Annotated in this window: 19 protein-coding genes and 2 pseudogenes; 10 read left to right on the forward strand and 11 right to left on the reverse strand. The window is 69.6% G+C overall.

The genetic code is table 11. From position 1 onward, the window contains the following. Positions 1-275: 275 nt before the first annotated feature. Positions 276-1,799, forward strand: a complete 1,524-nt coding sequence (locus E0500_RS23070) for an alpha/beta hydrolase domain-containing protein (RefSeq protein WP_131567222.1) — start codon at positions 276-278, stop codon at positions 1,797-1,799. Positions 1,800-1,922: 123 nt separating this feature from the next. On the opposite strand, the pseudogene E0500_RS45475 reads toward E0500_RS23070, so the two are convergent. The 3 genes and pseudogenes from E0500_RS45475 to E0500_RS23075 form a co-directional block, all read right to left on the reverse strand. Then, a pseudogene (locus E0500_RS45475) lies at positions 1,923-2,035 on the reverse strand (3-ketoacyl-ACP reductase); the annotation flags it as partial. Positions 2,036-2,119: 84 nt separating this feature from the next. Next, positions 2,120-2,297, reverse strand: a pseudogene (locus E0500_RS45480) (bifunctional 5,10-methylene-tetrahydrofolate dehydrogenase/5,10-methylene-tetrahydrofolate cyclohydrolase); the annotation flags it as partial. 91 nt (positions 2,298-2,388) lie between these two features. Continuing rightward, the gene (locus tag E0500_RS23075; RefSeq protein WP_131567219.1) at positions 2,389-3,414 is read right to left on the reverse strand and encodes a LacI family DNA-binding transcriptional regulator; all 1,026 of its coding nucleotides are present in this window, start codon (positions 3,412-3,414) and stop codon (positions 2,389-2,391) included. Between the two features lie 231 nt (positions 3,415-3,645). Here E0500_RS23075 and E0500_RS23080 point away from each other — a divergent pair, with 231 nt between their 5' ends. From E0500_RS23080 to hydA, 9 genes are read left to right on the forward strand one after another with little or no spacing between them, the layout of a single operon-like run. Further along, on the forward strand, positions 3,646-4,596 hold the full coding sequence (locus tag E0500_RS23080) for a dihydrodipicolinate synthase family protein (protein ID WP_131567216.1): 951 nt from the start codon (positions 3,646-3,648) through the stop codon (positions 4,594-4,596). Between the two features lie 7 nt (positions 4,597-4,603). Next, a complete protein-coding gene (locus E0500_RS23085) occupies positions 4,604-5,479 on the forward strand; it encodes an ABC transporter substrate-binding protein (protein ID WP_131567213.1) in 876 nt (291 codons plus the stop codon). Positions 5,480-5,514: 35 nt separating this feature from the next. Next, positions 5,515-6,234, forward strand: a complete 720-nt coding sequence (locus E0500_RS23090) for an amino acid ABC transporter permease (protein WP_131567210.1) — start codon at positions 5,515-5,517, stop codon at positions 6,232-6,234. A gap of 2 nt (positions 6,235-6,236) precedes the next feature. Then, the gene (locus tag E0500_RS23095) at positions 6,237-6,986 is read left to right on the forward strand and encodes an amino acid ABC transporter ATP-binding protein (RefSeq protein ID WP_309505239.1); all 750 of its coding nucleotides are present in this window, start codon (positions 6,237-6,239) and stop codon (positions 6,984-6,986) included. Between the two features lie 17 nt (positions 6,987-7,003). After that, entirely contained in the window at positions 7,004-7,288 is a 285-nt protein-coding gene (locus E0500_RS23100) for a (2Fe-2S)-binding protein (protein ID WP_131567202.1), read from the forward strand. Continuing rightward, complete coding sequence (locus tag E0500_RS23105; protein ID WP_131567199.1) at positions 7,281-8,645, forward strand: FAD-dependent oxidoreductase; 1,365 nt, start codon at positions 7,281-7,283, stop codon at positions 8,643-8,645. Before E0500_RS23100 ends, E0500_RS23105 begins: the two co-directional genes overlap by 8 nt. Further along, on the forward strand, positions 8,642-9,799 hold the full coding sequence (locus tag E0500_RS23110; protein ID WP_131567196.1) for an FAD-binding oxidoreductase: 1,158 nt from the start codon (positions 8,642-8,644) through the stop codon (positions 9,797-9,799). The genes E0500_RS23105 and E0500_RS23110 overlap by 4 nt, the downstream gene beginning before the upstream one ends. A 30-nt stretch (positions 9,800-9,829) precedes the next feature. After that, positions 9,830-10,213, forward strand: coding sequence for a gamma-glutamylcyclotransferase (locus tag E0500_RS23115; RefSeq protein ID WP_131567193.1), 384 nt, complete (start codon positions 9,830-9,832; stop codon positions 10,211-10,213). Between the two features lie 41 nt (positions 10,214-10,254). Beyond that, positions 10,255-11,667 (forward strand): dihydropyrimidinase, encoded by a 1,413-nt coding sequence (gene hydA / locus E0500_RS23120; RefSeq protein ID WP_131567190.1) that lies wholly within the window; start codon positions 10,255-10,257, stop codon positions 11,665-11,667. Positions 11,668-12,436: 769 nt separating this feature from the next. Here the strand turns inward: hydA and E0500_RS23125 are convergent. From E0500_RS23125 to E0500_RS23160, 8 genes are all read right to left on the reverse strand, one after another. Continuing rightward, complete coding sequence (locus E0500_RS23125; protein ID WP_131567182.1) at positions 12,437-13,462, reverse strand: LacI family DNA-binding transcriptional regulator; 1,026 nt, start codon at positions 13,460-13,462, stop codon at positions 12,437-12,439. A gap of 225 nt (positions 13,463-13,687) precedes the next feature. After that, the gene (locus tag E0500_RS23130) at positions 13,688-14,644 is read right to left on the reverse strand and encodes a nucleoside hydrolase (protein ID WP_309505240.1); all 957 of its coding nucleotides are present in this window, start codon (positions 14,642-14,644) and stop codon (positions 13,688-13,690) included. Positions 14,645-14,661: 17 nt separating this feature from the next. Further along, positions 14,662-16,881: an arylsulfatase gene (locus tag E0500_RS23135; protein WP_131567175.1), complete on the reverse strand. Its 2,220-nt coding sequence runs from the start codon at positions 16,879-16,881 to the stop codon at positions 14,662-14,664. Between the two features lie 86 nt (positions 16,882-16,967). Continuing rightward, on the reverse strand, positions 16,968-17,942 hold the full coding sequence (locus E0500_RS23140) for a formylglycine-generating enzyme family protein (RefSeq protein WP_131567172.1): 975 nt from the start codon (positions 17,940-17,942) through the stop codon (positions 16,968-16,970). 397 nt (positions 17,943-18,339) lie between these two features. After that, positions 18,340-19,725, reverse strand: coding sequence for a sulfatase-like hydrolase/transferase (locus tag E0500_RS23145; RefSeq protein WP_165935256.1), 1,386 nt, complete (start codon positions 19,723-19,725; stop codon positions 18,340-18,342). Between the two features lie 31 nt (positions 19,726-19,756). Beyond that, positions 19,757-21,127, reverse strand: a complete 1,371-nt coding sequence (locus E0500_RS23150) for an extracellular solute-binding protein (RefSeq protein WP_131571976.1) — start codon at positions 21,125-21,127, stop codon at positions 19,757-19,759. After that, the gene (locus E0500_RS23155; RefSeq protein ID WP_131571977.1) at positions 21,124-21,969 is read right to left on the reverse strand and encodes a carbohydrate ABC transporter permease; all 846 of its coding nucleotides are present in this window, start codon (positions 21,967-21,969) and stop codon (positions 21,124-21,126) included. The genes E0500_RS23150 and E0500_RS23155 overlap by 4 nt, the downstream gene beginning before the upstream one ends. Then, positions 21,962-22,969 (reverse strand): carbohydrate ABC transporter permease, encoded by a 1,008-nt coding sequence (locus tag E0500_RS23160; RefSeq protein WP_131571978.1) that lies wholly within the window; start codon positions 22,967-22,969, stop codon positions 21,962-21,964. The genes E0500_RS23155 and E0500_RS23160 overlap by 8 nt, the downstream gene beginning before the upstream one ends. Between the last annotated feature and the right edge of the window lie 17 nt (positions 22,970-22,986).

Consider the following 22,986-nt stretch of genomic DNA (forward strand, 5'->3'; position numbering starts at 1 on the left):
ACGCCTGACGCCCTTCCGCACGGACACCTCACGCACCCACGCCACCGGCGGAGCCGGCCTCGGCCCGGCCATCGGTACTCGCCGCTCGCAGCTCGCGCAGCACGCGTGGAAGTGCACTCCCGACCGGGACGCGGCGTCACCTTCCGAGTCCTCCCGCCCCACCACACAGACCCCCTACACCGAACCGCCATCGCCCACGCGGTCACCGGGAGCGGCCTCGCCTGCCGACGCGCCGACGCGGTTCATCTCTGATTCCCCCACCCCAAGGAGATCCCGTGAAAAGACGACGGTTGTTCATCCTGGTGTTAGGCGCGTTGCTGGCCTTCCCGGCACCGGCACCCGCCCTGACCGAGGCGACCGGAGAAAGCCGTTCGCGTATCACCGACGTCGACGTGACGCGTAACGAGTCATTGGGCACTTTCGGGGGCCGGGAGTACGAGCGGCTGGCCGGCACCGTCTCCGGGACCGTCTCGGCAGAGGAATCAGTGGCCGGGCTCGCCTCGGTCGCCGGACCCGACGGGACCCACACCTACACCTCGGGCTTCGAGCTGATCCGCCCGGTCGGGCAGGACAAGCGCAGTGAGGTCGTGGTCGAGGCCGAGAACCGGGGAATCCCCCTGATGCTCCACCGCTACAACTCCTTCCAGGACCCGCCGCCCTCCGGAGCACCCCAGGACGTGTCGTACCCCCGGGGCATGGGGGACGGTTTCCTGTTCAACGAGGGGCGTTCCTACGCACGCGTCCAGTGGCAGACCGGTGTATCGCCGGGGGTTCCGGAGGCGGCCCAGGGCGTCGGACAGGTCATCGTCCGCGACTTCGGTCGGCTCCTGCGCGAAGGACGACTCGGCGGCGCCGACTCGCCGCTCGGCTCGTACCAGCATCGGTTGCTCGTGGGACTCAGCCAGGCCAGTTGGTTCGTCACCAGCTTCGTCACCGAAGGCTTCAACGATGCCCGCGGACGTGTCTTCCAGGGTGCCTACGCCCAGGACGGCGTCGGCAACCAACTCGCGGTGAACGGCGTCGCCGCGGCGGACGGCGCTCCACAGTCGCCGTACATGAGGCCGGACGGCGTTCCGCTCACTCCGGAACAGGTGCTGCGCCGGCCGAAGAGCGACCCCGTCTTCGTGGACGTGGCGGCGTACACCGATTACTACCGACTCCGGGCCAGTGTCTCCCGGGGGGCCAAAGAGGTCGGCGACTACCATCGGTACGACTGGCCGGCCGCCCACAACCCGGTCCTGACCGCGGCATCGGCGGACACGGCGTTCCAGCAGTTCGGCTGCAACAACGGCGAACCGATCCCGCTCAACCCTCTCCACAGCCAGCCCTACGCGCGGGCGCTGCTCGTGGCGTTGGAGCGGCATCTCGGTATCGGCGGACCGACAAAGCCGATGCCGTCCGAGCGGCTGTTCACAGCTGGAGAACGTCCCGCCGACCCGGCGCTGCTCAACGGCCTGCCCGATCAGGAAGTGACGGTGCCTGGGACCGATGCCGACGGCATCCCGCTCGGAGGCGTGCGCTTCCCGGCGGCCGACCTGCCGCTGGGCTCTCCGTTCCCACCCGCGGTGACACCGGTGTCCACCGCGAGCATCACCGCGGTCTGCGGCAACTACGGTGGTTGGCAGCCCTATTCGGCGCAGGAACTGCTCCAGCGCTACAGCTCGCTCGACGACTACCTGGCCGCTTATGACGGCCTGGTCACCCGACTGGTCGGGGACGGACTGCTGCTGGACCTCGACCGGCAGCCGCTTCTGGACCGGGCGGCCGAGGAGTGGGCGCGGGCTCCGACAAAGTCCTGACTCCCGCTTCCTGCCCTCGACCGATCCCCGCAGCAGGATCCACTCTTACCCGAGTCGTCCGAGTGCCCCGCCCGTGCACTGTACGGGCGGGGCAACGGTCCTACGGCCAAGTCGTCCGCTGCCCGCGGACCAGCCGTTGTCCACCGGGAGGATGACGCCGTTGACGTTGCCCGCGGCGGCGGAGGCCAGCAAGACGATGGCCGCGGGGCCTGCTCGTCCGCGGTCGCCGAGCGGCCCCAATCTGCACGGCACAGGCCGTGGATGAGGCTTTCGGCACCCGCACGTTCCACAGCCGCTACCACGACGTCCGCTTCCCGAATGACTCCTGCTGCTTCAAGCAGTCGCATGATCCCGCCCGGAGTGCAGGACACAGAGCCTGGCGGCCCGAAGCTCATCGCGGCGAAGGAATGCGTCGTGACCATCGACATCCTTCTTCGGGGCGATGGCCTCGAACGCCGCTCGCTCGTGGATGTGCGTGCCGCGAGGATGCTGGAGCAGGTCGAATCCCCTCGGACACAGCGTTGCCCCACAGCGCCCTGTTTTTGGGCAGAGAGTATCGGCTCCCGCCGGGCCGAACGGCGCCCGTCCGCTACCTCGGAGCCGCGGTCGAGCCGCGTACCACCAGCCGGGAACCGACGCGGATCAGTCGGCCATCGTCATCGGGGGCGGAGCCGTCGTCGGGGCGGTTGTCGATCCGGCGCAGCAGCTGCTCCACGGCGAGTTCGCCGAGGTCGCGGGCGCTGTTGTCGACCACGGTGATCGGAGGGTGCCAGTAAGGGAACCAGGGTGCCTCCTCATGGCACACGAGAGAGAGCTGTTCCGGCACCCGGACGCCGAGCTGGACCAGGGCCCCGAGAGTCCCGAACGTCGCCTCGTGGTTGGCGCTGTACAGAGCCGTGGGCGGATGGGCCGCGGCCATCAGCCGCCTGACCGACTCCGTACCGAACGGCACGGTGTAGGGGCCACGCGCGACCAGGGCGGGATCGGGCTCGATCCCGGCGGCGGCGAGGGCGGCGACGAAACCGGAGTAACGGTCGCGTCCGGAGTCGACCTCCGGCGGGCCGCCGATGAAGGCGATGCGCCGGTGCCCCATGCCGAGCAGGTGCTGGACCGCCAGCTCGGCGCCCTCCCGATCGCCGGCCATCACGCAGTCGCCGGAGACACCGACGGGTGCGCGCATCAGGTTGACCACCGGGATGCCGGCCGCACTCACCTGCCGGACCATGTCGGTGTTCTCGCCGGTGCCCACGATGACCAGCCCGTCGACGCGGTGGTCGAGGAGCGTGTCCAGGTAGCGGCGTTCACGTGCGGGGTCCGAGTCGGTGACGCACAGCAGTACCTGGTAGCCGCACTCGTCCAGCCGCTGCTGGAGCACCTCGGTGATGACGTGGAACGAGGCGTTCACCAGGTTGGTGATCACCAGTCCTATGAGATTGCTGCGTCGCGTACGCAGTCCGCTGGCGACCCTGTTCGGGCGGTAGCCGAGGCGCTCCGCCGCCGACTGCACCGCCCGCCGCGTCTGGGCACTGACCCGGCTGGAGCCGCTCAGCACCCGTGAGGCCGTGCTCTTGGAGACCCCTGCGGCCTCGGCCACCTCGTCCAAGGTGACTGCCACCCGGTCCACCCCCGATCGTGGAATCGATCCCATTGAGCCCCCGCTCGTCGACCGGGGTGCCATCTCCATCATCGCAGACGATGTCGAGTCGGTGGCGTAAACACTACGTTTCGGAGGCTATTTTCGGCCACCGCCCCCTTGACTCTCTCTTCCGCCGCCTGCCAGCGTGCTGTGCAATCGATCCCACAAGGTGTCCCTGACCATGTCGCGGACGCTCGATCGGAGCTCACCATGAACACTTCGGGCGCCATGCCCTGGCGCGGCTACTGGCCCGCCGCCCCCACTCCGTTCGCCGCCGACGGCTCGCTCGACGAGGACGCCTGGCGTGCGTTGCTCCGGCTGTACGCGGAGCAAGGCGTCCACGGCGTCCTGGTGAACGGCACGACCGGTGAGTGGTTCTCCCAGACCGCCGAGGAGCGGCGCCAGGTCGCCGAGATCGCGGTCGCCGAACTCTCCGGGCGGATACCCGTGGTGATCGGCTGCGGCGCGTACACCGCGCAGGAGTGCATCCGGTACGGCGAACACGCCCGCTCCATCGGAGCGGACGGCATCCTCACCACCCCGCCGCCGTACGTCCACCCGAGCCAGGACGAGATCGTCGCCTTCTACACCACCCTCGGCGAGGCGGTCGACCTGCCGCTCATGGTCTACAACTGGCCGCGCGGCACAGCAGTCGACATCACCGTCGACACCCTGCTCAAGCTGACCGAACTGGACACCGTCGTCGCCGTCAAGGACAGCTCCGGCGACGAGCTGAAGGTCGCCGACACCTGCGCGGCCCTGGCCGGCCGGGTCCAGGTCTTCGGCCGCTTCATCCACCGTCGGGGGATGGCCGTCATGGCCGAGTTCGGCGGTGCGGGAAACATCGACGGCGGCGGCCTCGGTGCGCTGTTCGCCGTTCCCTTCTACGAGGCCTACTGGGCCGGTGACCTCGATCTGGCCCGGACATGGTCCGCTCGCTACGAACGGCTTGTGAACCTGCTCGTCAACGACGACTACAGCTCAAGGTTCGCCTCACCCACCTCGCAGCTCAAAGCCGCGATGCGGCTGCTGGGGCAGCCCGGGGGGCACGTACGCCCGCCGCTGCTCCCCCTGGAGGACCCGTCCGCGCTGACCCGTCTGTCGGCGGCGCTCGACGAGGCCGGGCTGCAGCCCTGTTCCACCAGTACCGGAAAAAGGTGAACCGACCGTGCGCAGACTCCTCATCGCGGCCTCCGCATCCGCCGCCCTGCTGCTGACGGCCACGGCCTGTGGCAGCCAGTCCTCGTCGTCTTCCTCGTCCTCCGCCGCGTCGAGCGGCTGCACGCCCAAGCTGGGCAAGAGCGACCTGGTCACGGCGGGCACGCTGACGATATCGACGAACGCGACTCTGCCGCCCATGCAGTACCTGGACTCCTCCAGCAAGGTCGTCGGCATGCGGGTGGACCTCGGCAACGAGATCGCGGGGCTCCTCTGCCTCACCCCGAAGTTCGTCAACATCCCCTTCGACGCGCAGATCCCCGGCGTCCAGTCGGGCCGCTGGGACATGATCGACACCGGCATGTTCTACACACCCGAGCGGGCGAAGACGGTTCAGCTCGTCCCCTACGAGATCCAGGGCGTCGCCGTCTCGGTCGTCAAGGGCAACCCGAAGAAGATCACCTCCGAGGACGATCTGTCGGGCCGGACCATCGCCGTGGAGGCGCCGGGTTACGAGTTCGACACCCTCACCGCGCTCAACAAGAAGCTCAAAGCCGAAGGCAAGAAGCAGGTCACCGTCCGCACCTTCACCACCACGGCCGACGCCTACCAGGCACTGTCGGCCGGCCAGGTGGAAGGCGTGGCAATCGTCGAATCGGTCACGAGCTACTACCAGAAGGACGGCGCCTTCGAGACGGCGGTGAAGGGCGTGAACCCGGCGCCGCTCGCGCTCGGATTCGGCAAGCAGAAGCCCGCCGACGCGGTGGCGGACGCGCTGAACACCCTGCGTGAGAACGGCTACCTGGCCAAGTTGTTCAAGAAGTACGGCGTCACGGCCTACTCCGGCCCGCTCAAGGTGTCCACCGGCGCGATCAGCGCCAAGTAGCGGCCCCGTCATCCACCACGGAAAGGGCGAGACCCATGTGGTCCTGGGAAGCCTTCTTCTCCTTCCTCCACAATCCCCTGCTCCTCCAGGGCGCCTGGACGACGGTCTGGCTGACGGCGGTCAGCATGGCGCTCGCCCTTCCGCTCGCCGTGCTCGTGGCGCTCGGCAGAGCGTCCGGATTCGCGCCGCTGCGGCTGGTCACCGGCGGCTACGTCTGGCTGATGCGGGGCACCCCGCTGCTGGTCCAGCTCGTCATCATCTACACGGGCCTGCCCCAGCTGGGCCTGCGCCTCGGCGTCATCACCTCGGCCCTGGTCGGCCTTGTCCTCAACGAGGCGGCGTATCTGTCGGAGATCGTCCGGGCCGGGGTGCTGTCGGTCCCGCGCGGTCAGTCGGAGGCCGCGCGTGCCCTGGGCATGCCGCCCTGGAAGGTGTTCCGGGTGGTGGTGATGCCGCAGGCCCTGCGGGTGATGGTCCCGCCGCTCGGCAACAGCTTCAACGGCCTGCTCAAGACGACGACGCTGGTCTCGGTCATCTCCGTCGAAGAGCTGCTGCGCCGCACGCAGTTCGCCGTGCAGACCAACTTCCGGGTCCTGGAGGGCCTTACGGCCGCGGCCCTGTACTACCTCGCGATGACCACCCTGTGGGGCCTCGTCCAGCGGTGGCTGGAGGCGCGCGTCGGCCGCGGGCACCAGGCCCGGCCGAGCAGCGGCCGCCGTACCAGGAACGCGGCACTCGAATTGGAGACCCGATGACCATCGAGACCGTCGTGGAAGCGCACCAGGTCCGCAAGTCGTACGGCGACGTCGACGTCCTCAAGGGCATCGACCTGACGGTCCGGCAGGGCGAGGTCGTGCTCGTCCTGGGCCCGTCGGGCGGCGGCAAGAGCACGTTCCTGCGCACCCTCAACCATCTGGAGACCCCGGACTCGGGCACCGTCACCATCTGCGGCGAGCGGATCGGCTACGGCGAGAAGGGCGCGCTGCGCGAAAGCCGGATCGCCCTCCAACGCAGGCGCACCGGGATGGTCTTCCAGCAGTTCAACCTGTTCCCGAACATGACCGCGCTCGACAACGTGGCGGCCGGCCCGGTGCACGTGAACCGCGTACCCCGGGCTGAGGCGCGCGCCGCGGCAGGCGAGCTGCTGGCCATGGTGGGCCTGGCCGACAAGACCGGCAACTACCCCGCCCAGCTCTCCGGCGGCCAGCAGCAGCGGGTGGCCATCGCCCGCGCCCTGGCCATGCGCCCGCAACTGCTGCTCTTCGACGAACCGACATCGGCGCTGGATCCGGAGATGGTCGGGGAAGTGCTCGATGTCATGGTCCGGCTCCGCGAGGAGGGCATGACCATGATCGTCGTCAGCCATGAGATGGGCTTCGCCCGGGCCGCGGCCGACCGGGTGGTGTTCATCAGCGACGGCGTGGTGGTGGAGGACAAGTCCCCGGACCTCTTCTTCGCCGCCCCGGAGCACCAACGCACCCGCCAGTTCCTGGACCGCATCCTCTGACCTCTGTGAGCACTGCCATGAGCACCGCCAAACACACACCCCGTACCCCCGAGACCGTCACCGTGACCATCGACGGCACCCGCACCCAGGCCTGGGCCGGCCGGTCCGTGACCGCCGCCCTGGTCGCGGCCGGTGTCTGGGCGCTGCGCCGCAACCCGGTCAACGGCCGGCTACGCGGCCCGTTCTGCGGAATGGGCGTCTGTCTGGAGTGCGAGGTGACCATCGACGGCCGCCCGGGCTCCCGCAGTTGCACCGCGCACGTCACCGACGGCATGGACATCCGGACGGCGACGCATGACTGACCTGGAGACGGACGTCGCGGTCGTCGGGGGCGGCCCCGCCGGACTGCACGCGGCGCTGGTGCTGGCGAGGGGCGGGCTGAACGTCGTACTCCTCGACGAGTCCGACGAACTGGGCGGCCAGTACTACAAGCGCCGGGCCCCGCAACTGGCCGCCGCCTTCGGTGACTTCCGCCCGCGCGGCACCGAACTCATCCGCGAGGTGCGAGCGGCGGGCGTCGCCTGCCGCACCGGCACACTGGTCTGGGGCGCTGAGGACGACGGGCGCACCCTTTTCACCTCGGATGTCCACACCGGCACCCTCGGCCGGGTCCGGGCCCGGGCCACGCTCGCCGCCACGGGCGCGTACGAACGTTCCCTGCCCTTTCCCGGATGGACGCTGCCGGGCGTGGTCACCCCCGGGTTCGCGCTGCACCTGGCCACCATGGACCGGGTGCCCGTGGGCCGGCGCGTCGTGCTGGCCGGGACGGGTCCCTTCCTGCTCCCGGTGGCCTGCGCGCTGCTGGAGGTGGGCGCCCGGATCGAGGCGCTGGTCGAGCTGAACCGCCCGTACCGGCCCGGGGCGGACACGGCCGTCGGCGCACTGCGGCAGCCCGCACGGCTGGCGGAGGCGGCACGCTATCTCCTGACCCTCGCGCGTCACGGAGTGCGCGTCGAGCAGGGAGCCCGCGTCCTGGCCGCGTACGGCGACACACAGGTCGAGGCCGTGGAGATCGCTCAGGCGGACGGCAGGGTACGGCGGCTGGAGACCGACGCGCTGTGCGTGGGCTTCGGCTTCCGGCCCAGTACGGAACTGCCCCGGCTGCTGGGCTGCCGTACCGAGCCCGACCCGACCGGCACGGAACGGCTTCCGGTCGTCGACGCGGACGGCGCGACCTCGGTGGACGGGCTGTACGCCGCCGGGGACTGCGCCGGCATCGCGGGCGTACACGCGGCGGGCGTACGGGGCGAGTTGGCCGCGCACGCGATCCTGCGCCGCCTGACCTCCGGGCCCGGCGACCCTCGCCGGGTGGCGGCACTGCACCGCCGGGCCCGCTCCCTGAACCGTTTCGCGGCGCTGGCCGACCGCCTCTACCCGCTGCCCGCCGACGCCGTGGCCGCCCTTCCCGACGCCACCGAGGTGTGCCGCTGCGAGGCGATCAGCGCGGGCGAGATCCGGCAGGCCGTCGCGACCGGCTGGAACGACCTGCACGGCACCAAGGCCGCCACCCGGGCCGGAATGGGCCCCTGCCAGGGACGCGAGTGCGGGCACATCGTCGCCGCCCTCGCCGCGCGGGGCGAGCCGGAGTGCTTCGCCGCCCGCATGCCCCTGCGACCGCTGCCCATGGCCGCCACGGTCGAAGGAGAGGAGGACCGGTGAACCGGCCCGACGTCATCGTCATCGGCGCCGGCATCCTCGGCGCGAGCACCGCCTTCCACCTCGCCGAACGCGGTCATCGTGTCGTGGTGCTGGAGCGCGGCGCACCCAACCGCGAAGGCTCCGGCACCACGGCCGGCAACCTCCACATCCAGGCCATCCACACCCGTCGCCCCGGCCAGGAGGTCCCGGTCGACAGCGCCCGTCTGCTGCCGCTTCAGCGCCGGGCGTCCGACCACTGGGCGCAGATCGAGGAACGGCTCGGCGCCGACGTGGAGTTGCGGCGCGGCGGCGGCTTCATGGTCGCCGAAACCGCCGCACAGGAAGAGGAACTGCGCGAGAAACACGAGTGGGAACGAGCGGCGGACATCCCCACCGAGGTGCTCACCGGCGACGAGGCCCGTGAGCGGCTGCCATTGCTGTCGCGGCGCGTGCGCGCCGCCAGTTGGTGCCCGCTCGACGGCTATGCCAACCCGCTCCTGATCACCCCCGCCTATCTGGCCGCCGCCCGTCGCCACGGCGCCCAGCTGCACCCTTTCACTCCGGTGACCGGCATCCAGCGGACCGGCGACAGCTACACGGTGCGTTCCGGCCACCGCAGTTGGACGGCGCCGGTCGTCGTCGACGTGGCGGGGCCGTGGATCACCGAAATCGCCGCGCTGGCCGGAATCCACGTCCGTATGTCACCGGTGGCGATCCAGATGCACGTGACCGTACGCGTACCGCCGGTGATGCACCACCTGGTCCAGCACATCGGCGAAGGCATGTCGGTCAAGCAGGTCAGCGCCGGCAACCTGCTGATCGGCGGTGGCTGGCCCGCCGCCCGCCTGGACATGGACGGCCGCAGCACCGTCAGCCTGCCGAGCATGTCCGGCAACCTCGCCCAGGCGGGGCGGATCCTGCCGTTCCTGGGCGATCTGCGGCTGCTGCGCATGTGGGCCGGACCGCTCGCCGCGACCCCGGACGAGATGCCGGTGATCGGAGAGGTCCCGGGCCACCCCGGGTTCTTCGTCGCGGGCGGCACCTACGCGTTCACCCTGGCGCCCGTGTGGGGGGACACACTGGCCCGGCTGATCGTCGGCGAGGCCCCCGCCGACCCGGTGGACGATCTCGGCCCCGGCCGCCTGATGTACGACGCCACCGCCCCTGTTCTCTGAACCCGTCCTCGACGAGAGAGGCACCGCACCATGACCACCCTGAAGATGTTTGTCAACGGCCAGGCGATGTCGGGAGGATCCCTCAACCACGCGCTGCGCGACGCCCGCCTGCTCGGTCCCGCCCGCACGGCACCCGCCTACCGCTTCTACTCCGTACGTGACGAGTTCCCCGGTCTCCACCCGGTCACGGAGGGCGGCGCGGCGATCCGGGGCGAGGTGTACGAGGTCGGTTACGAGGTGTTGCGCGAGAAGCTGCTCCCCGAGGAGCCGGCGGAGCTCGAACTGGGCGTCATCACCCTGGAGGACGGCTCGGGTTCGTTCTCGATGCGGATGCGCGCCCAGGCGCTGACGGCCCCCGGCGTCACGGACATCACCAAGCACGGCGGCTGGCACGCCTACCTGTCCACCCGCTGACCGTCGATTCCCGCCTTTCACCTGCTCGTTGGAGGTCTCCCATGTCCTATCCGCAGCCGATCGACCTCGTCGTCCGAGGTGGCACCGTGGTCAACGCCGACTGGCAGGGCGCCGCCGACGTCCTGATCGGCGGCGGAAAGGTGCTCGGAGTGGTGGAACCGGGCGCGTACCGCTCGGCGCAGCCCTCCGACACCACCGAGATCGACGCCTCCGGGCGCCTCGTACTCCCCGGCGGTGTGGACCCGCACTGCCATGTCGGCTTCACCTCCGGGGACTTCACCTCCCTGGACGGCTACCTGCAGGCGACCACCGCCGCTGTCTTCGGCGGTACGACGACGATCGTGGACTTCGCCATCCCGCGCCCCGGCGAGAACCCGGCCGACGTCGCCGCGGCCCAGCGCGCCAAGGCGGAGCAGGGCCTGTGTGACAGCGCGCTGCACGCGTGTGTGGTCGAGTGGGACGACACGGTGCCGGAACAGCTGCGGTCGCTGACCGCCGACGGCATCGTCACGGTGAAGATGTTCACGACGTATCGCGGCGAGACCATGGCCGACGAGAAGACGATCCTCAATGTGATGACGACACTGCGGGATCTGGGCGGCATGGTCGTCATCCACTGCGAGGCCGACCACATCATCGCCGACACGCAGGAGCGCGGCGAGGCGGCGGGCGCGATCGGCGCATGCCACCACGCCGATACGAGGCCGGAGCTGGCCGAGAACGCGTCGGTGGCGGAGATCCTGGCGATCGCCGAGTCGGTCGCGGCTCCCGTCTACTTCGTCCACCAGTCGACGCCCGAGGCGGTGGACCTGGTGGCGCGGGCCCGGGACCGGGGGGTGCGCGCCTTCACGGAGACGGTGGCCCATCATCTGACCCTGGACGACACGGCGTACGCGGGTCCGCATCCGGAGCGCTTCGTGTGCTGCCCCCCGCTCCGCGACGCCGGCACGGTGGCGGGACTGCGGTCACGGGTGCTGATGGGTCAGGTGGCGACGATCGGCAGCGACCACTGCTGCTACGACACCGCCCAGAAGGAGTCGGTGAGCCACGACGTGCGGGCGATGCCCAACGGCCTGCCGGGGGTGGAGACGCGCATGCCGGTGGTCTTCAGCGAACTGGTGGTCAAGGGCGGTCTGCCGGCCGGGCGCTTCGTCGAGGTGATGTGCGCCAACCCGGCCAGGCTCAACGGCCTCTACCCCCGCAAGGGGGTCATCGCCCCCGGCTCGGACGCGGACCTGGCCGTCTGGGACCCCGCGGCCACGCGGACCGTCCGCAGCGCGAACCTGCACATGGCGACGGACTACACACCCTACGAGGGTATGCAGATCACCGGCTGGCCGGAGACCGTTGTGGTGGGCGGACGGCCCGTCGTGGCGGCGGGCCGGCTCACGGCGCCGGAACCTCTCGGTCGTCACCTGCGCTCGGGCCCGCTGAGCCGGTCTCTGGTCTGCTGACCTCCACGGAGGCCAACGGCCTTGACGCACAACGGCGGGCGGCGGCCTCGGCGGCGCGAAAGGTGCCGTCGCGGAGCATCGCGCAGAGCACGTCGCCCTGTCGCCTGGCGAGGCAGAGGAAGGCTTGGGTGTGGTGCTTTCCCTGGGCGGTCTTCCTGTCTGGTGGGCCGGGAGACCGGGTTGGCCAGAGAGCCAGGGCGGACAAGGTCGGCAGCGACCGGCTGCGGACCGATCTGGCAGACCTGCGCCGAGCTGGACGAGGACCGCGGCCGTGACCCGATCGGTGCTTGGCAGCAGGCCCGCCACTGCTACACCCAGGCCCGGGACCACGCCGGCACCGCCCTGGCGACCGCCCGGCTCGGGCAGGCCGTGGTCGCGGCAGGATGCGCCGAGGAGGCGCTGGCCCTCCTGACCGGCGCTACCGCCTGCCTTTCCGGCGCCACGACACGTTGCGGGCCGTCCCGCGTACGCTTGACGCCGACAGCTCCCGCAGCTGAGCGATCCGCGTGGCGTGGCGGGTCAGCGAATGCTGCCGGACCACGGCGATAGTGGGAAATTCCAACTTCCTCGTGGATCCGCCCTCTTCGGTGGGAGGCCCCTGCCGGCCCGACCCGGTAGCAGCGTGCAAGCTGCCTGGCTGCCGGGCAGATGGAGGGATCTCCGGCACAGCTCCGGCTTTTCGGTGATGCGGGACCGTTGGCACGCGGCCCGCAGGCCCCGCAGAGCGGTGCGCCTGCGGGGGAGTGTTGCCTTCCTGGCTTCGGGGTTGTCAGCTTCCGGGCGGAGGGACTGCGGCAGGTGCGGAGTCCCGGAGGATGAGGGTGTGGGGCAGCACGGTGACCCGGGGGACGTCGTGGCCCGCGACGGCGGCGAGGAGAGTGTCCACCGCGCGGCGGCCGTAGGCGTCGAGGTCAGTGCTCACGCAGGTCAGGGACGGTCGCATGTAGGCAGCCACGGGGACGTCTTCACAGACGATGATCGCCACGTCGTCCGGGACGTCGAGATCTCGTTCTGCCAGTGCGCGAAGGGCACCGAGGGCCATCGGCACGTTGGCCGCGACGATCCCCTCGGGAATGGTCCCTTCGGCGAGGAGGGCTGCGACGGCTCGCATCGCGGGCTCGGTCTGGAAGCCGCCGTCGAGCATGAGCCGGGGTTGGGTACGGTGGCCGGCGTCACGGCAGCCCGCCCGGTAGCCGTCGGCGAGGCGTTGCGAGTACGCGGAGGCCCCGCCGCCGAGGAAGGCCACTGGCCAGCGCCCCAGGTCCAGCAGATGCCGGGTGGCGTCATGGGCCGCGGCCGTGCGGTCCACGACCACGGCAGGGACCGGGACGGACTGGAGGTGCTGGGAGGTGGTGACGGCGGCGATGTCTTGCGCGAGGAAGGCCGTCAGCGCCTCGTGGACGGCCGGGACGTCCAGGTTGTCGGCGGTCGCGATGAGGATGCCGTCGATGCCGCGCTTCGGCAGGGAACGCAGGAAGCCGACCAGCCGGTCCTGCCTGTGGTCGAGGTCGCAGAGCAGGACGCTGTAGCCCTTTTCCTCGGCCGCCAGTTCCACGGCCTTCGCCAGGCGGCCGTGGAACGGCTGGGCGATGTCGCCGACCAGCAGGGCCAGAGTCTCGAACGTGCCACGGCGCAGCCCTCGAGCAAACGTGCTGGGCTGGTAGTTGAGACGTGCTATCGCGGCGAGGACCCGGTCCCGCTTGTCCGGGGTGACGATATCGGGCTGGTTGAGTACACGGGAAACAGTGGATGGTGACACTCCGGCGGCGCGCGCGACGTCGCTGATGTTGACCATGGCCACCGTTCCGGATCGGAGTCTTCTGTGGGCAGCTTACCGTGGGTGATTGACCCAAAGCCGCCCGCGAACAGCGCGTACAGGTCTGGCCGGACGCCCCGCAACGGCATGGCACCGTCGGCACTTGTGTCCACCGTCCGGGCGGGCCGTCGGCCGTGCCGACGCCCGCCTGGGCCCAGGGCTGTTCTTCTCTTACGGGGTGGGCCGGGCAGACAGTGTCCGGCGTCAGACCGTGAAGCCGCTGACGGTATCGAGGAACAGCCGTTGGTAGCGTTCGCGGTCGACCCCCAATGCGACATCGATGCGCGGTGCGGTGCCGCGGCCGGGCGGGGGAGTGTCGTGTGTGCTGGTGCGGTGGTCGACGACGGTCTGTCCGCGGGTCTGCTCACCGACCAGGCACACCTCAACGGGCAGCGTGCGCGTGGTGAGTCCGGCCGGGTCGGCGACCGCGCACACCGCTCCGGCGTCGCCGATCGACCCTCCCCCCGGTATCGGGATGCGTGTGTCACCGCCGGAAGCCATCGCCCGATGGCGCAGGAGCCGCCCAGCCAGGTTCGCCCCGCTGTCCGTGTGGAGGATCAGCTTGTCGATGTCCTCGCTGCCCAGCGCCACCTCGTAGAAGACATCGAGTCCGTACATCGTCATCGGCACACCGGAGCCGAGCACGATCGCGGCGGCCTCCGGGTCGTGCCAGACGTTGAACTCCGCGACTGCTGTGGCGTTGCCGACGGCAGCCGAGCCGCCCATGAAGACGATCCGTTCGAGGTTGCCGGCCACTTCGGGGTAGGCGCGCAGCAGCAGCGCGATGTTCGTCATCGGTGCCAGCGGCACCAGCGTCACCGGGTCCGGGCTGGCGAGTATCTCGCGCCGCATCAGTTCCACCGCATGGATGTCGACCGGCTGCCGGATCGGCGTGGGAAGGTCGAGGTCGGCGAGCCCGTCCTGGCCGTGGACGTGAGTGGCGTCATGTGGTTCGGCGAGCAACGGCCGTTCGGTACCGCGCGCGACCGGCACGTCGTCGGCACCGGCCGCTTCCAGGACGGTAAGGGTGTTGCGGACGACGGCGTCCACGTGCGTGTTGCCCGCCACGCAGCTGACCGCACGGAGCCGCAGCCCGGGATGGCGTACGGCGAACAGGATGGCGAGTGCGTCGTCCACACCGGTGTCGACGTCGAGGATGATGTTCTTCACGGCCGGGACTACTCCTTGCTTTCCATGGCTTCGGCGACTTCGCTCAGCGGCGATTCACTGGTGAACGTGATCGATACGTGGTCGATCACGTGCGGCGGGAACGGGAAATCGCCTGTGTAGCCGGCTGAGACCTGGCTGACAGGGTCGCGCCCGACGTCCATTCCCCAGAACGCCAGGTGCGGCAAGGTGAGCGGTATCTCGGCCTTGCCGACCGGTTCGGCTCCATGGAGCAGGACGAGCCGCGCCGACCGGTCGTCACGACGGTGCAGGGCGAAGCCGGCCTCGCAGTCACCGGCGGGCAGTTCGGTATCGGCGGTGCAGATGACGCGTTGTCCGAGCGCTGCGTGCTCGAAGGTGAGCCGCCCCTCGCGGACGTACAGGACGTAGCCGCCCTGTACGTTGCCACTGGCCAGCAGCACGCCCTCGTCGTCGGATTGGTGACCGCGGAGTGTGGCGGTGACCTTCATGGAGCGGTCCGTTCCGGTAACCATGCTGCAGAACGGGACATGCCCCTGGCCCGGGCGCAGCACCAGGCGGTCGCGGCCCATGAGTCCGTTCGGGGACCGCAGCCTCAGAAGTTCGACGAGAGTGCGGTCGTCCAGCGGCAGCACGTTGTTGGCGCGTGCTTCGCTCCACCACAGCTCCTGCAGGGCGGCCAGTCGTTGCGGATGCCGGGCGGCGACGTCGTGGGTCTCGGAGAAGTCCGAGGCCGTGTCGTACAGCCGCCAGGTGTCCTCCGCGTACGGGGTCCCCTTGACATGCTCGGTGACCGCCTTCCAGCCGCGGTGCCAGAGCGCGCGGTGCCCGAGCATCTCCCAGTACTGGGTGTCCCGCGTGGACGCCGCGGGATCGCCGAAGGTCGCGCTGATGCTGCGGCCGTGGGTATCGGCGGCGGACGGGGCACCGATGAGGTCGAGAACGGTGGGCATCACGTCGATGGCGTGCACGAACTGCCGGCGGACCTCGCCGTGTGCGGCGATCCCCCTGGGCCAGGAAACGACCAGCGGCGAGCGCACGCCTCCGAGGTCGACGTACTGCTTGTACCGGCGGAACGGGGTGTTGCCGGCCATCGCCCATCCCTCGGGGTAGTGGGCCGGGCCGTCCCGGCCACCGATCCGGTCCAGGAGGGGAAGCTGCTGGGCCACGCTCTGCGGCGCGCCGCTGTAGGGGCCGTTGGTGTCGACCGCGCCGTTCTGGCCGCCCTCCTTGCTGGCACCGTTGTCGGAGAGGACGAGAACGAGCGTGTCGTCGAGGACGCCGAGCCGCTCCAGCTCGGTGATGACCCGGCCCAGTTGGGCGTCGGCGTGTTCGAGGAATCCGGCGTAGGCCGCCTGGAGGTGCGTGTAGAGCAGCTGCTCGTCGTCGGAGAGGTCCTCCCACGGGGCCACGCCGGGGTTGCGCGGGGCGAGTTCGGTGTCCTCGGGCGCCACACCGAGTTCGATCTGGCGGCGTAGCCGGTCGGCACGCGTGCGGTCCCAGCCCTTGGCGAACACCGGCAGGTACTTGTCGATGTACTCGCGTGGCGCCTGGAACGGGGCGTGCGTGGCGCCGAGCGCGAGCTGCAGGAAGAAGGGGCGTCCGGGCCGGTAGGCGACGTGGTCGGAGAGGTAGCGGATGGCTCGGTCGGCGAGATCGGAGCTGAGGTGGTAGCCGTCGTCGGACGGCGGCTCGACCTGGTGGTTGTCCTCGAACAGCTCGGGTGTGTACTGGTCGGTGCAGCCGTCGAGGAAGCCGTAGAAGCGGTCGAAGCCGCGCCCCAGCGGCCAGTTGTGGTGCGGGCCGACCGGGGTGACCTCGTGCCGCGGCGCCAGGTGCCACTTGCCGACGAGGTAGGTGCCGTAGCAGCCCTGGCGACGCAGCACTTCGGGCAGCATCGGCACGTCCGGGTCGACCCTGCCGCGGGAATTGGGGAAGCCGGTGTCGGTGTCCGCGAGGAACCGCATGCCGACGGAGTGGTGATTACGGCCGGTGAGCAGGCAGGCACGGGTCGGTGAGCACAACGGCGTCACGTGGAAGTCGGTGTAGCGCAGCCCGCGATCGGCGAGCGCGTCGATCGTCGGGGTGGCGATCTCCGACCCGAAGCACCCGAAGTCCGCCCAGCCGGTGTCGTCGAGCACCACCATCAGGACGTTGGGCCCGCGGGGGAGCCCTTCGTCCGGATCGGGCCACCACGGGGCCGACTGGGCGACTGTGTCTCCGATGCTGCCACGGAACACGTGCGCTTCCATGCGGTCACACTCCTCACATTCTGAAATCGATTTCAGCCTAGGGTCGAGGGGAATCGAGATCAAGCCTTTGGCCAGGCCGGTTCATCTCATATCTGTGGGGGCGGGCTCGCTGCACAGCGGAAGCCCATGTGGCCTGTGCTGCTGTCCGGCGTGTTGTGGGTGCGCGCGGCCGCTCGGTAGCGGTTGCAGTACGAGGAGTGGCAGAGATAGGACCCGCCGCGGATCACTTTGGACGCGCCGTTGGGCGGCCCCTGGGGGTCTTCGCGAGTCTCCCGGGTTTCGGCGGCGTGCCAGGTGACGCTCCACCAGTCGGCACACCACTCCCAGACGTTCCCGGCGACGTTGTACAGCCCGTGGCCGTTCGGCGCGTAGGCGTTCACCGGGGCCGTGCCGAGGTAGCCGTCCTCGCCGGTGTTCACCTGGGGGAAGCGTCCCTGCCAGATGTTGCAGCGGTGCCGGTTTCGGGGGGTGAGGTCCTGCCCCCAGGGATATCGGGCCTGTTCGAGGCCGCCTCTGGCGGCCATTTCCCACTCGGCCTCGGTGGGCAGCCGCTTGCCGGCCCAGGCCGCGTAGGCGGCGGCGTCGTGCCAGGAGACGTGCACGACGGGATGGTTCGGACGCTCCGCGTATGACGATCCCGGCCCGTCGGGTGCCCGCCAGGATGCGCCGTCGACGGCGAGCCACCAGGGTGCCTCGGCCACTGCGCCGCGGCGCACAGCTGTGGCGGCCGGGGGATGAACCAGTGCGTAGAACACGAACGACCAGCCCTGCTGCTCGGCGTCCGTGATGTAGCCGGTGTCCTTGACGAAGGCCGCGAACTGTCGGCCGGTCACCGCGTGGGCGTCCATCAGGTATGGCGGGAGCGTGACGGGCCGGACCGGACCCTCGCCGTCCTCGGGGAACGCGTCCGGGTCGGCTCCGCCCATCAGGAAACGCCCGCCCGGGACGCGGACCATACCGCGCACGACTTCGCGGGTGTCCCGGCGAGGCGGCTCGAAGGGCAGATCCCTCCGCCCTGACGCCTGCTCCTGCCCGCCCGTGGGGCCGCAGCACGCACCCATGTCCTTCGCTCCTTGCGTCTGTGCTCATCTGGGGTTGTCGGGGCCGCCGTGCGGGGACGGTTCGCCCGTGACGGGGGGCATGACGTTTCAGGTGGCCTGCGCGCTTACCGGAACGTCCGCCCGGCCAGGGGCATGGCTGGTGGTCAAAATCGATTTCAAAGCTGACGTGTCAATAGATCGTCTGCGTTGCTTCCCCCTAGGGCCCTTCTGATGGATCTCCGCGGCGTCGCGACGCCCGGCACGCACTCCCCCACTCTCGGCTTCGCTCGAGCGGGGGGACCCCCATGCCGCACGGCGCGAAGGGACAGGTGGCTCCGCCACATGACCCTCCACGCCGCACGCCGATCGCACGCACCGGACGCCGCTCCTTCCTCCACGGAGATCCATCAGAAGGGCCCTAGCGGTCGGCCTGGTCGGTGAGCCAGGGCGGGTGGGCGACGATGTCGTGTCGCCCGTGGTCGCGCCAGGCCTCCCGGCGGTTGTGCCGGGGCAGTTCGGCGACTCGGAGGCCGCTCGTGTCCGGCTCGTCGTACTGGGCGAAATAGCTGTTCAGCCGCGTGGTCAGAACCGACACGGTCGTCTCCCACTGCTTCTGCCCGGCAACGTCGGCCGTCTCCCGAGGGTCGCCGTTCAGGTCGAACAGCATCGTCCGCCCGGCCGTCGGCTGGTTCACCAGCTTGTTCGCCCGGGTGCGGATCATCCGGGTGTCGCCGTACTCGCCGTACACGGCGTCCGGCCAGTTGGGCTCCGCGCCGCCCCGGCACAACGAGCGGAACGACCTGCCGGGGTACTGGTGCCGACGGCGGACCGCCTCCGGGACGGGCACGTCGGCATGCTCCAGCAGCAGCTCGAACAAGTCGCATTGCGTCACGAATTCGTCGCGTGTCTGGCCGCCGAGCAGAACTCCTGGATGGTTCAGGATCATCGGAACCCTGATGGATTCCTCCAGCATGTTGTACGGCACAGTCGCGTTGCCCTTGCCCCACAACCCGTGGTGGCCGGTCATCAGGCCGTGATCCGACAGGTAGACCACGAGGGTGTCGTCGGCCAGGTCCTGCGCCTCAAGCTCGTCCAGGACCCGGCCGACGCCTTCGTCGATCTCCGTCGCGGCGGCGTAGTACTGGGCCAGCGCCTCGCGCGGGTCGGTCCGGGTCGGGAACAGCGCTTCACCGGCCATCCGGCCATAGGGATAGACGGGATCATCCGGAATATCCGCGAACGACGCCGTCCGGTACTGACCGACGATCCGCTCGGGGTGGTCCCGCCACGGGCTGTGCGTCGCATAGTGGCCGACGTACAGGAAAAACGGACGGTCGATGTCGCGATCACGGAGGAAGGCGACGGCGTCATCGGTGACCGCGTGCCGACCGGCGGCCGGAGACACCTGTGACAGGTAGTCTCGCGGCCGCCAGTGATCGATGCCGGGCCGCTGCTGTTCCGAGCGGCCGAGGTGCCATTTGCCCACCATCGCGGTCTGGTATCCGGCGTCTTGCAACAGGTCGGCGAGCAACGTCTCCCTGCCGAGCCATGGCACAGCGTTCACCTCGGGATCGCGCTCGGCCAGGAAATCGTGCAGGCCGTGCTGGGACGGGAGCAGACCGGTCCAGAACGAGGCACGGGCCGGCGAACACACGGGACTGACGGTGAAGGCGTTACGCATCCGGACGCCGGTGCGAGCGAGGTGGTCGAGAGCGGGGGTTCGGATCTCGGAGTTGCCCGAGCATCCGAGCGCCCACTCGGCATGGTCGTCGCTCAGGAACACCACGATGTTCGGCTGGTTCACGCCTTCCCGCCTCCCTGGTTCGCGTTCTGGATCACTTTGCGGACAGGGCCTGGGTTGCCTGCGCCTGCAGCTGGTCCTGCGCCTGCACCGGTTTGATCGCCCCGCTGAGCACGCCGGCCTCGATGTCCTCCATCGAATTGCGGAACTTCTGCGGCAGGTAGGTCACGATGCCCTGATCACCCACTGCGCCCTCCCAGTGCGCGCCGCCCGTCAGTCCGACCGCGGCAGCGGTGGCGGGGTGCTCCTTCAGGTACGCCGCGTAGGACCTGTCGGTCTGCACGCTGCGCCGGATCGGCAGGTTGCCCGTGCTCATCGCCCACGACGCCTGCGTCTGGGCCGAGGCGAGGAAACGGACGAACTGCCACGACGCCAGTTGACGATCGGCATCGGAGCTGAAGGCCACCAGGCCGGGGCCGTACAACGCCGTGGTCGGGGTGTCGGTCTGCTTGACCTGCGGCAGCGCGGCGGCGCTCCACTTGAACTTGTCGCCCACTGCCTGGCTCAGGAAAGGAGCCACCCGGCTCGGCCGGATGATGAACGCCGCCTTCCCGGACACGAACTCGTTCTGGTCGGCGGTCTGGGCGTCGCCGGTACTGGCGAGCTGAGCCGAGCCGGAGTTCACCAGCCGACCGAGCAGACCGAGCGTGTCACCCCACTCCGGCGCGTCGAAAGACGCCTTGCCTTCCGGCGTCACCGGCGAGGTGCCGTAGGAGTAGGCGATCGCGTTCAGAGTGGAGGCGTTCGCATTCGCGGCGTAGCACGTCTTGCCCAGCGCCTTTACCGCCTTGCACTGGCGCTCGAACTCGGCCCACGTCCGGGGTGGGGCGTCGAAGCCTGCCTTACGGAGGAGATCGCCGTTGTAGTAAAGCGCCGCGACGTTCACTGCGAAGGGGAAGCTCAGGTAGGCGCCGCCGTTCATGCTGTAACGGTTCCGCTGCAGCTCGCTCGGGAGGATGTCGCTGATGTCCGACTTGGAGAGACCGACTGCCGCCTTCTTGACGTACGGGGTAAGGTCCAGCACCCGCTTGGACTTGGCGTACTCCAAGACGTTGGGCGGATAAGCGATCGCGACGTCCGGCGCCGATCCGGCCTGCAACGCCGATACCACCTTCTTGTGGACATCGGCGAAGCCGCCGACGAACTGGGGCTCCACCTTGATGTTCGGGTTGGCCGCCTCGAACTTCTTCACCAGTGCGTCGATCGCCGTCCCGTCGGTACCGGTGTAGACATGCCAGAAGCTGATTGTCGTCGGCTTGCTTACCTTGGCGGGGATGTCTCCCTGCTCAGCTTTCGGCGCGGTGGGACCGCTGACCCCGCAGGCGCTGGCGACAAGGGTCACAATGGCGGCGACCCCGGCCCCCGTCAGTCGGCGGCGGGATCTGAGGCGGGCGAGTACGTTCATTTCAGGGCTCCTTCTGCGATGCCGCTGATGACCAGGCGCTGGGACGTGGCGAACAGCACGAGGACCGGCGCGACCGACAGCACTGTCGCCGCCATCAGCAGGTTGACGTAGACGCCGCCTTCCGTCTGGAAGGCGGTGAGGCCAAGCTGCAGCACACGCAGCTCAGGGCGAGAGGTGATGAGGAGGGGCCACAGCAGCGCGTTCCAGGTCCAGACGAAACTGAGCACGAAAACCGTCAGGGAGGTCGTCCGCACCAGCGGGAAGGCGACCGAGCGAAACATCCTGAACTCGGAACAGCCGTCCAGGCGGGCCGCCTCAAGCAGACTCTCCGGCAGCGAATGGAAGCTCTGCCGATACAGGAAGACGCTGAACGCACCTACCAGCCAGGGCATGACCAGAGCGAGGTAGCTGTCGTACCAGCCGAGATCGCGGATCGTCACGTAGTTCGGAATGAAGGTCGCCTCCGCCGGCACCATCACGCTGGCCAGCACGAAGGCGAGCAGAGCACCGCGACCGCGGAAGCGTCCACGCGCCAGCGCGTAGCCGGCCAGCGAGCCGATCACCACGTTTCCGACCCCGGTCAGGACTGCCGTCAGCACCGTGTTCGCCAGGTAGCGAGCGAACGGAGCCTGCCGCAGTGCCTCGACGAAGTTCGAGAAGGCCGGATGGTGCGGCCACAGTGTCGGTGGTGTCGCCAATGCCTCCTGCAGGGGCTTCAGCGCCGTCGTCACCATCCAGTAGAGCGGCACAAGCAGGACCAGGCAGACCGCGGCCAGCCCGAGATGCGCCGGCAGGTTACCGGCCCGGCGGAGGAGCCGGTTCGTCGTTCGCGATTCACTCATAATGGACTCGCTTCCGGGAGATCCAGAACTGGACCAGCGTCAGCGCCGCGACACTCAACGCGAGGAACGTGCCGGTGGTCGCACCCCGCCCGAGCTCGTTGTCTTCGTAGAACTGCCGGACCATCAGCATCGACAAGGTTTCGGAGCTGCCCTGCGGCCCGCCACCGGTCAGGACGTAGATGATGTTGAACTCACGGACGGCGAAGATCAGCGAGATCACGGCGAGAAACAGGATCGTGGGCGACAACAGCGGGACCACGACACTGCGCAGTATGCGGAACTCTCCGGCGCCGTCCATCCTGGCCGCCTCACGGACCTCCTCGCCGATTCCGGCCAGTCCGGACAGCAGGACGATGACGGCGAAGCCCAGCATGTGCCAGATCTGGGCGAGCATCGCCACACAGAGCGCCACACTGGGCCCGGCCCACAGCCCAGGCAGCCGGACCCCGAGCGGTTCGAGGAGCAGGTTGAGCACACCGGTTCCGTCGACCAGCCACTGCCGCGGATCGGCGCCGAACCACGACAGGATCCAGTTGGCCAGACTGCCCTGGTTGGATCCGAAGATCACGCCCCACACCATCGCGGACGCCACTGTCGGCACGACGTACGGCGTGAACACAAGCACCCGGTAGAGGTGGAACTTCGCCAACCGGTACTGCAGCGCGTAGGCGATCGGCAGCGCGAGCAGGATCGTCACCGGTACCGTGCCGACGACGAAGAACAGCGTCACCACGAGCGAGTTCTGGAACTCGGCGCTGCCGACCAGCTCCAGATAGTTGCGCAGACCAACGAACGACGCTCCGCCCAGTGACCAGTCGGTCAGCGACATCGCGACGTTGAAGACGCTGGCCCAGACGTGAAAAACGCCCAGCAGGATCAGTGCGGGGACGGCGAACAGCAGGCCGGTCAGGTTTCCGCGGCGCCTTTGCCGACGGGTTTCCGGCGCAGCCTCGACGGCTGCGGCATGCGGCGAAGCCTGGGGCGGGGACAAGATCGACACCCTGCGCCTCCCTGGTT

Origin of the sequence: Streptomyces sp. KM273126, from assembly GCF_004337435.2 — a bacterium.
GTDB lineage: Bacteria > Actinomycetota > Actinomycetes > Streptomycetales > Streptomycetaceae > Streptomyces > Streptomyces acidicola.